The organism is Gilliamella sp. B2969 (assembly GCF_026536195.1).
Classification (GTDB): Bacteria; Pseudomonadota; Gammaproteobacteria; order Enterobacterales; family Orbaceae; genus Gilliamella.
This window is the reverse complement of sequence record NZ_JAFNOP010000005.1, coordinates 155105-168106: the sequence shown is the minus strand read 5'-3', so window position 1 is coordinate 168106 and position 13002 is coordinate 155105. Positions and strand designations below refer to the sequence as shown.

8 protein-coding genes, 1 other RNA gene and 1 pseudogene are annotated in these 13002 nt (G+C 34.4%); 4 read left to right on the top strand and 6 right to left on the bottom strand.

What is annotated here, in order from left to right:
- Positions 1–99 precede the first annotated feature (99 nt).
- Positions 100–387 carry a helix-turn-helix domain-containing protein gene (locus J3U66_RS06155; protein ID WP_267348396.1) on the top strand — a complete coding sequence of 96 codons (288 nt, stop codon included), beginning with the start codon at positions 100–102 and terminating at the stop codon, positions 385–387.
- Positions 388–477: 90 nt separating this feature from the next.
- On the top strand, positions 478–774 hold the full coding sequence (locus J3U66_RS06150; protein WP_267348394.1) for a hypothetical protein: 297 nt from the start codon (positions 478–480) through the stop codon (positions 772–774).
- A 165-nt stretch (positions 775–939) separates the two neighbouring features.
- Here J3U66_RS06150 and J3U66_RS06145 read toward each other — a convergent pair whose 3' ends face one another.
- The 4 genes and pseudogenes from J3U66_RS06145 to J3U66_RS06120 form a co-directional block, all read right to left on the bottom strand.
- Entirely contained in the window at positions 940–1896 is a 957-nt protein-coding gene (locus J3U66_RS06145) for a hypothetical protein (RefSeq protein WP_267348392.1), read from the bottom strand.
- Positions 1897–2627: 731 nt separating this feature from the next.
- A pseudogene (locus tag J3U66_RS12900) lies at positions 2628–3862 on the bottom strand (integrase domain-containing protein).
- Between the two features lie 153 nt (positions 3863–4015).
- Positions 4016–4380, bottom strand: a transfer-messenger RNA (tmRNA) gene (gene ssrA / locus J3U66_RS06125).
- A 64-nt stretch (positions 4381–4444) separates the two neighbouring features.
- Positions 4445–5425 (bottom strand): 2-hydroxyacid dehydrogenase, encoded by a 981-nt coding sequence (locus J3U66_RS06120; protein WP_267348386.1) that lies wholly within the window; start codon positions 5423–5425, stop codon positions 4445–4447.
- An 858-nt stretch (positions 5426–6283) separates the two neighbouring features.
- Here J3U66_RS06120 and J3U66_RS06115 point away from each other — a divergent pair.
- Positions 6284–7180 (top strand): DMT family transporter, encoded by an 897-nt coding sequence (locus tag J3U66_RS06115; protein WP_267333774.1) that lies wholly within the window; start codon positions 6284–6286, stop codon positions 7178–7180.
- A 51-nt stretch (positions 7181–7231) separates the two neighbouring features.
- Here J3U66_RS06115 and J3U66_RS06110 read toward each other — a convergent pair whose 3' ends face one another.
- Together J3U66_RS06110 and mprF are read right to left on the bottom strand one after the other, a co-directional pair.
- Positions 7232–8503, bottom strand: coding sequence for a virulence factor family protein (locus J3U66_RS06110; protein WP_267348384.1), 1272 nt, complete (start codon positions 8501–8503; stop codon positions 7232–7234).
- Between the two features lies 1 nt (position 8504).
- Positions 8505–11153 carry a bifunctional lysylphosphatidylglycerol flippase/synthetase MprF gene (gene mprF / locus J3U66_RS06105; protein WP_416379726.1) on the bottom strand — a complete coding sequence of 883 codons (2649 nt, stop codon included), beginning with the start codon at positions 11151–11153 and terminating at the stop codon, positions 8505–8507.
- Between the two features lie 311 nt (positions 11154–11464).
- On the opposite strand from mprF, the gene J3U66_RS06100 reads away from it, so the two are divergent.
- Complete coding sequence (locus J3U66_RS06100) at positions 11465–12967, top strand: hypothetical protein (protein WP_267348380.1); 1503 nt, start codon at positions 11465–11467, stop codon at positions 12965–12967.
- Positions 12968–13002 lie beyond the last annotated feature (35 nt).

Below are 13002 nucleotides of genomic sequence, written 5' to 3'. Positions count from 1 at the left end.
CAAGTTATACATGATTTATTAAGGCATTCCATTACGAAATTCAAATCGAAGAAGTGGATAATTATTAATCAAAACTATATAAGATGAGTAGCAATAATCATGATTGGTAAGCGATTAAAAATAGCTAGAATTAATGCAGATCTGACACAAACTGAACTTGGAGTGAAAGCAGGATTAGACGAAGAATCAGCAAGTTCCCGCATTAGTTCTTATGAAAATGAAGTTCATTCACCTGATTTTACTCTTGTAAAACGTCTCGCAAAAGTTCTTGATGTACCTAGCGCTTATTTTTATGCTGAAGATGATGAATTAGCCGATTTTATTCTTCAATATAACAAGCTAAAAAAACAAAAGCCTAATGCGTTTGTGAGTTTAACGGCTTCATAATTGTGATGACATCCGTTTATTTAGAACAAATAGTCGCCACAACTGAATGGCATAGAATTGTCTATGATTCTTATCATGAATTAAAGGAAATTGAGTTTCAATCAACTACCATCTATAATCGGTAGTTATTGTCAAATAAGACAAAATGCTGATATGTTAATTAAAATAGAAAGTTTTTATGGTGATTCATTGCTTTCTGGTAAAGTGTCTTCTATTGGTCAATTAAAATATCGAGTGATGACAGTAGTAGCCGATTGCGATATACAAGATTTTATATCTGTTTTTTGTGCTCGTTATAGCTATGATATTTATCCATATGATGAAAGTATTCAGGTAGATTATGTGGTGGATCTCGATATTTATAAGGTATATAAACCAATTTATTAAAATATGAGAGGTTTATATTATTTTTCTTATTGTTAGACCGAACGCCCCTAATAGATATTTGCGCCAGTTCGTTAGGGTTCGAATGTTCGGGGGATCAGCCTAGACGCAAATAATACTTTAACATACAATTATGTACATTATAGTACTGTTTTTTTATACTTTTAATTATTTTATACTTAGCAAGTACTTTTTTTGATTGTTAATGACTCTTTTAAAATTATTTTGAAATCCAAACATTATTTGAGATAAGGAGTGATTAAAAAATAGAACATCATTTTTTGAGAAATCATTACTTTTTTTATAATAAGAAACAACATCAGGAGCATCTGAATATAATAACATTGCCTCATAATGAAGAACGCTATGCTTAATTGAATTAAAAAGGTTGTTAATGGTTTTTAAAAACTCAGTATTATCTTCATAATAATCAATACCATTACCAATAATAATTTGTTTACAAAGCGGGTAAATGCTATCTTTTTTAGTTGAAAATAGGTCTCCTATACAATCCACTTCAATTTTGTTTCTTGCCTTGAAAAGACTTTTATAACAAGTAACATATGTCAATTGAACCAGCTCATCAAATAAGCTTCTAATGGAAAGTATTAATCCTTCTGTTTTTAACCTATAAAGAATAAATGGATTTTGTTCTTGTTGAATTAGTTGATATGGATTTTGTAAATTTTTCATATTTTCTTCATGAAATTTTACAATATCTATAAATTCGTGCTGAATTAATAAATGCTTATTAACAATCATTAAAGACTGCAATTCTGGATTGGTAAATCTCTCTATTTCTTCATATTTTGGCATTTGAAGAAAACTATATGATTCAATTTGAAATTGTTTTATCGAACATTCCTTATCGTAAATATAATTTTCTTCAATCAAATTAGTTCTGGGGAATATATCCTCTTTTACAATCCATTGATGATTTTCAAAAACATATATCTGTCCTTTTGGTAATTCTTGGCTTGGTAATTCTATATCAGTTGAGTTTGCAGGAAGTCCAATTCCTTTTTGTTGATAGTAATTATCTTCTTTATGTGTAAAAAATTTATCCCATTTATTATAGTGAAAAATGGTTACATATCGATCATACTCATAAAATTCTTTGCGCATAAGTATAGCTCCAATAAAGTATAACAATTTATTTCTTAACCAATTTCAGGATAGTAATATACTTATTACATAATCATACACTTTCAATATACATTAATTTATCTTGATATTTGTCAGTAAAAATAATTTTAGTTTGCTACACGGATAAATGTATAGTTATCTTCATTATGAAGATAACTGACTTTTATAATCAAGGAATGATTTACTTAAGCAATGACTTCCACTAGTATCCATTATTTTAAAGCCTTTTTACTCGATACTTGAGTGGATACCTATTTTTATTGTGAATAGTAGTTTTGAAAAACAAACCCCATGCAATCAAAGTAATAATATTGTTTCTAACGTGTCGAAAAACTCTTCAAGCCAAGTAGTGAGCGGGTGGTAAATTTCAGCAACTCTAATCTTTCTATACCTCTCACCCTCATTTTTATGTAAAACCGCGAATTGAAATAATTTTTTTAGATTTTATTTATTCATTATCACTATATTAATAGGTGTTTAATAATATTGATATAAATCAGATTGATAACCATAGGTTCAAGATTATATTGAAATGTGAATACCAGTGAACACTTTTAATAAAAACTTTAAAATATTGGAAGGTAAGTATAAAAAAACAGTTTAATAACTGGTATATGTTAAAGGTGATATTTGAAAAAGCACCCCTCACATCTGAGGAGTGGATCTGATTAATAATTGAAAGCGTAACCCAAATATGGAGCACGATATAGTTAATGATTAACTAACTTTAAATTGCGGTTACCTGATAGAGAGACATTTCCTTGGCTTGCTTGCTCTACAAAGTTACCCCACCAATCAAGCATAATGCGCCGTTGTTCTAGATAAGTAGCGCGGTTATAGGCTCGTCTGACGCTATTAGTATCGACGTCGGCAAGTGCCGCTCCAATAATATTAGGGTCAAAGCCTTGTTCATTTAATGCTGTACTTGCTAAAGCCCTTAATCCATGTGCGACTAACTTGTCTTTGTATCCCATTCGTTTTATTACCATGTTAGCGGTTTGGCTATTCATTGGGGTGCTATAGGTGGTTTCATACTTGGGAATATATTCTCTCTATACCCACTTATAGGCTTCATAATTGATAATATCGCCATAGCTTGTTTATTGAGCGTGATAGTATGTTCTCGTCTCATTTTCATTTTTTCAGCAGGAATAATCCATAAGCAATTATCAAAATCAATTTCCTGCCATTTAGCCCCTATTGCTTCATTTGGACGCGTCATAGTTAATAATTGCCATTCAATAACACAGCGCGTCTGTAATTCGATTCTAGCCATAGCAAGAGATTGCATAAATTCGGGTAAATCCTGTGCGTTAATTGTTGGCATCTGCCCTTTTATGGCATTTTCAAAGGCATCTTTTATTTTTACTGCTGGGTTAGCATCAATTAAGCCTATATTTACTGCATAAAATATAATTTCATTAATACGCTGACAAAGTCTTTTGATTGTTTCTAACTTACCGTTAGCTCACAATGGCTCTATTGCTTTGATAAAGTCTTTTGCTTTTAATTTAAAAATGGATTTATCACCAATATAAGGAAATAAATGTAACTCTAATGAGTTCCAAGTTCCTTTTAAAGTTTTTTCACTTAGACCTTTACCACTTTTGACCTTAAACCACTCCGAAGCAATCTTCTTAAATGTACTGGTGATTTCTTCATGCTTACGCTGTTCTTCTTCTGCTTTATACTCTTGGGAATCTATGCCTTGCTTAATTAATTCTCGTGCTTGCTGTAGTGAAACTTCGGAATAACTACCAAAACTGATTAATGAACGGATTTTATTTATAGGAGGAAATAGTTAAACCGCCATATTTTAGAGCCGTTAGATTTAATTAAAAGATATAATCCGTTACCGTCAGATAAAAGAGTAATCCTTATTCTGTGGCTTGGCTGTTTTTATTTGAGTGTCCGTTAATGGAGAAGTTATACGATTTTTAGTTATATGTTATTCGTATAACTAATCATATAACTAAAAAATGTGGCTGTAAATGTATCTTACTGATGCTTACAGGGTAAGGAAATAGGCTTAAAGGCTTATTAATACTGGATTTGGTGTATTTTAGTGGGTTTAAAAGAATCTTACGAAATAGTGAATTGGTGGAGCTGGCGGGAGTTGAACCCGCGTCCGAAATCTCTACATCCTTGGTACTACATGCGTAGTTTGTCTTTAAATTTCGCCTACCTGCTGCGGACAAACACGCTACCGATAGACTAGCTTGATTAAGTTTAATGCTTCCGCCCCAAGCAAGGCTTCCACACGATCTCGTTTGGGTTTGACTCCTCTTTATCCCCGTCCTACGAGCGGAGGCTAGGGAGAGAAGGCTCTATGCAGGTTATTAAGCTGCTAGTGCGTAGTTTTCGTCGTTTGCGACTATTTTTTTGCGGTTTATTTACGAGGCCTACCGCACCTCGGCATGCACCTTGGGTTTCGCAAATCCCGTCGAATCCAGAATCAGCCCCAATTGTGAATTGTTAATGTAAACAATATCGGGGCATTATAGGTCAATTCAATAGGGAATACAAGTTAACCAACTTCGGGGTTTACCCAGTTTTCGGTTGGTTTTTCATCTTTTAATGCGGCAATAATATTATCGACTGCACATTTTGCCATTGCGTAGCGAGTTTCAACTGTTGCTGATCCTACATGTGGTGATAATAAAACATTATCAAGCTGCATGAGTGGTGAAGTTGTTGGTAGGGGTTCGACTTCAAATACATCAAGGCCAGCAGCTTTGATCGTTTTATTTTTTAATGCTTCAATTAATGCTTGCTCATCTACAATTGCTCCTCTCGCACCATTAATTAATATGGCTGATGGTTTCATTAAAGCTAATTTTTGTTTAGTAATGAGTCGTTTGGTTTGGTCGGTTAATGGCAGAATAATCACCACAAAATCTGCTTGGCTAAGCACGTCATCAAGTTCTAGGCGCTTAGCTTGATAAGCTTGTTCTACATCGGGATGGGCTGAGCGGTTATAGTAAATGACATTCATATCAAAGCCACAGTGTGCGCGTTTAGCAATCGCTTTACCAATTCGACCCATCCCTAAAATACCAATGGTTTTACCATAAATATCTGTGCCAAAATATTCAGGTGTAATGCTCTTGGTCCATTTTCCATCATGAATTAGATTGGATAACTCTACCGTTCGGCGTGCGGTCGCCATTAATAGTGTAAAAATAAGGTCAGCGGTGCTTTCGGTCAATACTTTCGGGGTATTCATTAATCGAACACCATGCTTTTTTAAAGCACTAAGATCATAGTTATCGTAACCAACCGAAATTGTTGCTGCTGCTTTTAATTTTGGCGTTTGGGTTAAAAATTCATCATCAATGCGTGTTGGCATATTAGAACCTATCATACCGTCGGCACTTGCTAATGCTTGAATAAAGGCTTTTGTATCGGTATTAGGATTACGTTCAAATAGCGTGAGATTAAAAGCTTGCTCTAATCTAGCTTGTTGATCAGCAGGAATTTTACTAAATAATACAACATTCTTTTTCATAAACTCTCCTTACGTGCTGCTTGAATTGTTTTAGCCAGTATATCGCTAGTCACTTTTATTGTGCAATTGATTGACTTAAAAAGTTAATTTGTAAAGAATTTTAATCTTAGAGATGTGTTTAAGCAAAAAAATGGTTTTGCACTCACATTTTATTTTGAATAATAACCGAATGCAGCTTGATTAAAAAAAGATGAGGTATAGTAATTATATCGAAATATTAATAAGTAACAGGCAAGCAAAGCCGTTAAATAGTTAATACAAGAATAAGTAATCGATAATCGTTCAAAAAATAAAATAAATAACATTAAGAATTTATATTGCCAGCCACTATGAAAATAATCTGATTGATTTGCTACTGATCATAATAACGCTGTAAAGTTATTGTTGATAAAAAAGTAAGATTATTTGACTTATTTTTGTACTAACACAAAAATTTTTTTTTAAAAAATTAAAAAAATATTTATTATAAATCAATTAGATATTAATTTATTTCATAAAAAACTAAAATTATTTGAAATTAAATTGAACTTTTTGTTGTTTAGCTTGTCTATATCTACAGATTACATTTTTTCATTTTTTGCCCTCCACTCGAGTTTTCGGGTGGATTTTTTTTATCTGTTGTTTTTTGTCAAACGATCTTTTCAAATTTTAGCTTCTCATTGATTGTTACTATCAAATTACAGTAAAAAAATTGCGCTTCACTCGGTAGGAAGATAATATTCATTATCGGCTATTGAAATGGTATTGTTTTTTCTGCTATCAAGTCCTGCCCACTAATACTTAATTATAAAGTGACCAAACTTAAGATAATCATGTACACTTTGATAGCTTTTTATTGATATAAGTAGAGAGATTTTTATGTTCGTTACCAAAAAAACACAAGGACACCTAATTGCCTTGATGACAATCTTTATTTGGGGAAGTACGTTTATTGCAACAAAAGTATTATTGGTCAATTTTAAACCCATTGAGATTTTGTTTTATCGATTTTGTCTTGGCTATGTCATGCTTTGGGTTTTAGCCCCGCGTTTGTTAGTTTGGCAGGGTATTAAGCGAGAATTAATGTTTTTATGTGCTGGATTTTGCGGAGTAACATGTTACTTTCTATGTGAAAATATAGCGTTAACTTATACCAATGCCTCGAATGTTGGGGTTATCACGACCTTAGCTCCCGTATTTACAGCGTTTTTATCGATATTCTTTTTAAAAACAGAAAGGCCACCTCGACGTTTTTATATTGGTTGTTTGTTTGCTATTTTTGGGGTTGCATTGATTAGCTTTAATGGTAAATATGTGCTTTCTCTTAATCCTTTAGGTGATATTCTTGCTGTTGCAGCTTGTTTATTTTGGGCTTGCTATTCTATTTTAACCAAAAAAAGCAGTAATTATGGTTACAATACCATTTTATTGACTAGGCGTTTTTTCTTTTATGGCTTACTACTGATGATACCGGCTTTATCTATTTTTGACTTTAAGTTTGGGTTAGAACGGTTTAGCCAAATGACTAATTTACTTAATATACTATTTTTGGGTGTTGGCGCATCAGCAATTTGTTTTGTATCTTGGAATTATGCAGTGAAATTAGTTGGCGCTGTTAAAATTAGTATTTATCTGTATTTATTGCCAATTTTGACCATTCTTGCTGCGGTTATGATTTTACATGAACCGTTTACTTTAATTGCTGCATTCGGCACCTTACTGACACTTATTGGTGTGTTATTGTCTGAAGGTAGAATAAAAATTAAAAAGCGATGACTTAACTCTATGAGTTATATTCAAAAGGGGCTATTGCCCCTTTATTGTTAATTATTGTACTCGCTTATCAATAGCATCCATAATGATTTGACCAAGATGTTCATAATTTTCATCAAAATGATGCCCACCAGGCAATTGAAATGCTTCACCTTTCATTTCAGGCTGTAGACAGCCGGTATCCTCTTTTTCTTCCTCTCCATAGATGCAAAATAGTTTATTGGCTGGAATCTGTGCAACTTCTGGTGCGGTTTTCATTTCGTCACCCGATTGTCCTAGCCATCCACTGACTTCAATTTCAAAATTAGCATCTTTTGAAAAAGCTATCATAACTAGCGCTTGGACACTTTTTTGATCTTGCGGTGATAGTCGGTTATAGAGTGCAGGTAAAATATCCCCACCAAAAGAGTAACCAGCTAAAACGAATTGAGTTGTTCCCCATTTGTCTCGATATTGTTGCATTAAATAGCTCAAATCTTTCGCGCTACGTTCAACTGAACGATGCTGCCAAAACAGTTTTAATGCATCGACGCCAACTACCGCATACCCATGCAAAGCCATATATTCAGCCGAAACTTTATCAAGATCACGCCAACCACCATCACCAGAATAATAAAGTGTAATGGTTTTAGGGTGGATCTCTTTGCTTCTGGCGGGTAATTCTATAACAGGTAATTGTTCATGCTCACCAAATAAAATAGATGATAAGTGTAAACTCAGTAGTTCAGTTGGCGAAGCTTGGTATTCACCGATTGACGTTGTAACATGAATATTTTTTTGTTCCCGAGGAAAAACAGCAACATCATCATCCGGTGGATTATTCCAAATCACTTGCCAACTACCATGGCTGGCTTGTGCCGGTAATGGTGCATCGCAATCTTTGTGATCTAAGGTAAATTCAATTGATAATGCTTTGGCGTCATCACTTTGTTGTTCTGTTAACCATCTATAAGCAAAGGCTGCACCTTCTTCCATGCCTGCGACAGCAAAATTCTTTTCTTTGAGAATTTTTTTAGCTTGTTTAAAACGTGCTTGCTGCTCACTACAACTGGCAGAGGGCTTTAATTCAAACTGGACAAGTTTAGCGCCCATTTTTTCTGACAAGTCTAACAATTGTTGTTCAGTAAAATGATTTTTGGGTGTAGCAACAATAATTGCGGCTGCTTCAGCTGAGCGTTTTGGGGCTGCTGATAGAATGGAATACTCATTATTGATTGTTACGGTCTTAACTGATGCACTTTCTTGATTTTTTATAAAATACCAGCCGAGTATAATCAGTATTAATAGCGTAATAAATAATAAAGCATAGCGTATAAATTTTTTCATATTAATTATTTTTATTCTTTTTTAAACCTGTAATACCACCAGAAATAAGCATAGTAGTATCAATTAAAGCAACTAATGGATCAAGCCCAGCGGGAACGGCCATATAACGCGGCTCCCAATGCGTTGCAAACTTTTCTTTAAAGCGACGTAAACCTTGAAAGTTATAAAAACGTCCACCTCGTCTAAACACGAGTGCACCTAGCCTTTGAATTAATGGGGCGCCGCGTCGCCTTTGCATACCAGCCAAGGGTACCATACCTAGACTAAAGTACTTAAACCCTCTTTCTTGATAATGCAAAATTAAGCCCACCATTAAAAATTCCATCGTTAATTTGGGAATATCTTGTATGACCCGCATTAAATCGATACTGGCCGAATAGTGTTGATCGGTCTCGAGTAAATTAACAAAAGCAATGATGCGTCCTTGGTATTCAATGACTGCTATCGTAAAATTATCCAGATATTGCTTAGAAAAAGACCCTAATGAAAATCTTTTTTCCTTTGAATGTTTATTTTTAAGCCAAGCATCCGAAACCGCTTTTAGTTCATCAAGCGGCGCTGTTCCTGGTGGATAAAATTTGAGTGATAGTCCATCACGTTGCCCTCGATTCCAAGTATAACGAAGATCTTTATAACCTTTTGATGTTAAATCAAAGATTTTTAAATTGACTAATGCTTCTTCACCAAGTTTTACTGTACGTAAACCAATATCCATATAAAAAGGTAAATTAGCTGCTTTGACTTGATAAAAAACAGGGCGAAGATGGTGTTCATCACACAGATCACGAAATGACCAAATTAAGTCAGCTCTATCAGCAATATCACCAATCGGGTCAAATAAGGCAACCATACTTCGGCCGCGTCTTGCATACATAATAAAGGCGGTTTGTTCTTGGTTGAACAAGAGTGATTTATCTCCACTCATTGCTAAGCCGCCTTCAGGCTGTTTTGAATTTAAAATGATTTGATAAGCTTTATTAAGTTGTTCTGTTTCTGGTTTAGTTAAAATTGGTAACGCTGGTCTGAATAACCAAATTAACATAATCGAACTTAACAAAATAAAACTGCCTAAGGCTGCACGTAATGCTCGTGGTACTCGGCTATCTAATTCAAACTGCCACCATAGATCTTGGCTATAGGGTACATCTTGATAAATAAATAAAATAAGCCAAACAAAAAGCGCAATCAGACAAAAACAGATGGCAAAAGATTTGAAAGAAAAGGGGATAACACTAAGTCGGCTTTTTCGATAAAAAGCATGCCTAAAATTAATGAGTAATATTGCAATAACTAATAACGTTATGGCTTCTATCCAATGTAGGCCTCTTAACACCGAGCAGAGGCTACCAATCAAGAGTAAAACAACGGTAATTGCCCACGCTGAATAAAGACGTCGGCGTAAACCCATTGCAAGTAATAAACATAAAACGCCAATCAAACTCGCACTTAGATGAGCTATATTGATAATTTTATTCGGAATAAATTCATCAACAAAACGATGATTAAAACCAGGAATGATGCTAGAAAACATCATCACTACACCGGCAAAAAATACCGCAGCAGCCATGATAGAAGCCGCAATTCCCGTTTCAGTTTGCTTGACTTGTGATGAAGTTAAATAATGCTTTCCTTCATTGATTAACAGCAAAATACCAGCAGGGATAAGCGGGATTAAAATATAAATAATACGATAAATGACTAATGCGACAGTTAAAGATGCTGCACCAATTTGAGATGAAAATGCAGCGAGCATAATTGCTTCAAATACGCCTACCCCTCCTGGTACATGACTTAATACACCAGCAACTAATGCTAAAATGTAAATCATAATAAAGGTAATAAAATTTGGATGAGAAGGTAATAGAAAGTAAAGGATAGCCCCTGCTAAGACAGCATCAAAGAAGGTAATAATAAATTGGCTTGAAGCCAAACGTAAGTTTGGTAAACGAATAGACCATCTTGCAATTTTAAATAAGCGAGTATCTTTATTAGGCCTGTCCGATAAACGATTGCAGTATAAGAAAATAAATAATCCAACATAAAAACAAAATAGCATGCTTGCTATCAATATCACGCCATTTTCAGATAAGTGCAAAGCAACCATAGCATTATGTGGATGAATTAATGCCGCCGCTGCTGCCAGTAATGGTAGCGTAAAGCCTAAAGAGAGTGTAACAAAAATCGACATTCTTGCCACATCAATCGTTGTTAGTCCATATTTGAAGTATAAACGACAACGAACTGCGCCCCCTGATAACGCCGATAAACCTATTGCATTACCAATAGCTGAAGCACAAATTCCACCTAAAACAATAATAGAAGGCTTTAGATTTACGCCTGCATAACGCGCGGCTGACCATTCATAGCAAATTAACATTAAATAGCTACCAATAGCCGATAAACAAGCAAATAAAATAGCTTGCGGTGAGAGTTGGTGAACGGCTAATTTTAAATCATCAAGATTAATTTCTTTTAATAGATGCCAGCAAACAATCAAAGCAATAAAAAAGATGGATAATCCAAATAATAAAGCTAGGAATTGGCGATAGCGAGTGAAGTATTCTATCAATTGCCAAGGCAAAACTTTACGCGCTGATATTTTCACGTGAGCAACTCCGATATTTGCTTTATAAATTTTTGATTTGCGCATTCTACCTTTCAAGTTTGTTGAAAACAATCATCCCAAAATAAAAAAAATATAAAAAAAACATTAATTATTACTGAGCAACTTGTTTAATTGATTATTTTTATTTAGTTGATATGAGTTTTTAACAAAAATCATTATGGGTTAATAAATATTACTTTTGGGATAATATGTATTGCTTTATAGTTAGTTTACTTTTAACCTTAGTTGCAAATTAGCTAAAGTAATTTAAGCGTTATCACTGATAGTTTATTCGTAAAAAGGCATTTAGTTGTTGTTTTGTTGTTATCAATAATTATTTAATAAGTTGTTTTATTATGAAAACAGAGATAGGTAATTTAAATAGACTTCGATCGCCAAGCTGGCAACGTTTTGCTAAAAAAAAATATTGTGGTTTGTTCATTCCTATCATTTTTTATTTATTGCGAACAATAAGGACTCGATTTTATTTAATTCGACTATCCATAGTGCTGTTTTTTTGGGGTTTATTCAGTTTTAATGTTTTTAGTGCATTACCCGTAGTTCAAGCTGTTAAGACTGTAAATACCATACAAGGTTCGGCTCCCTATCTTACTTTTGATGGTGGTAAAAGCCGTGCTTATACCACTTATGATTTATTCGTCATTACTTTACCTGACGGCAGAGAATTTAATTACTCAAATAACGTTTCCTCCACCACTAATCCGATTCAATTAACCGGTGCACCAACAAAAGTTAAAGATATTAAAACGATCATCCCTTACAATCAAACAGCAGATAGCTCAGATCAAAACAGGGATATCACTGCTCAACAAAGCATGACCGATGTGCTCAACTCTGGTCCTTATTGGTTTGATGTCGATGGTGATGGTGAAATAACGGCGACCGGTCATTTTCAATTGATTGTAAAAAATGCTAATAACCAAGTGCTTAGTTTGGATGATGAATTAAACGATTGTGAAGCGCCTTATAGCTTTAGGCTAATGCATGATGGGAGTGATGTCACCACTAAATATGGCGATCCTAACCATTTTTCATTGAACTACACTGATATGATTTACTACCTGAATCCGGCACCGGGTGCTTGCTCTTTATCGGCAAAACCCAATTTATTCGTCAGCGATACCCATAAAACTTGGTCAGGTTCGAATTATTCAGGACCGCAAGGCATGTGGGATGATGCCAAAGGATTCAGACAACAATCTTTTGATAATCCAGAATTGAACTTTCCAACTATGGCCGCTAATGGGCTATTGTTTACCATGGATTTAGCTGATTCAGCCAGTAATATGAGCTTTACTAAAATACCTGCCGATTCCGGCATTGACTTAGAGATTACCAGCAAAGGTAATCAAGCAAAAATCACTTTAACCGGTCCGGCTGACGGCGCCAGTTTGCAAGATGCAAGTAAAGCAGCAGTTGCCACCACCTTTATTCTTTATGCCGATAAGGCGAAAACCCAAAAGCTATATAGTTTTACCATTAAAAAATGGTTTATTGCTAAAAAAACTCGTCCGGAAAATTTTGATGAAGCAGCAAAACAGTATTGTCGTGATTTAGGTTATCAATTACCGACAGTATCACAATTGACCAATGCCAATTCAAAAGATTCTTCGAGTTATTGGGATGGTGGTTTGGCCGGGCAAGGCAATAATTATCAACGCCGTATTGGTGGTGGATTGTTTGCTGAGTGGGGCGAAATTCATCTAAATTCTTATCCGCAAGCTGACATTTACCCTAATGAAATTTACTTGACCAGCAATGATTTGCAAGTTTATTCAAATATGGGACAAATTCAAAAAAGGGGATATGGTAGTCTGGTTTGTATCAGTCCTAATTAACGTATTGCGACAATTAGTGATGAAACCATATGTAT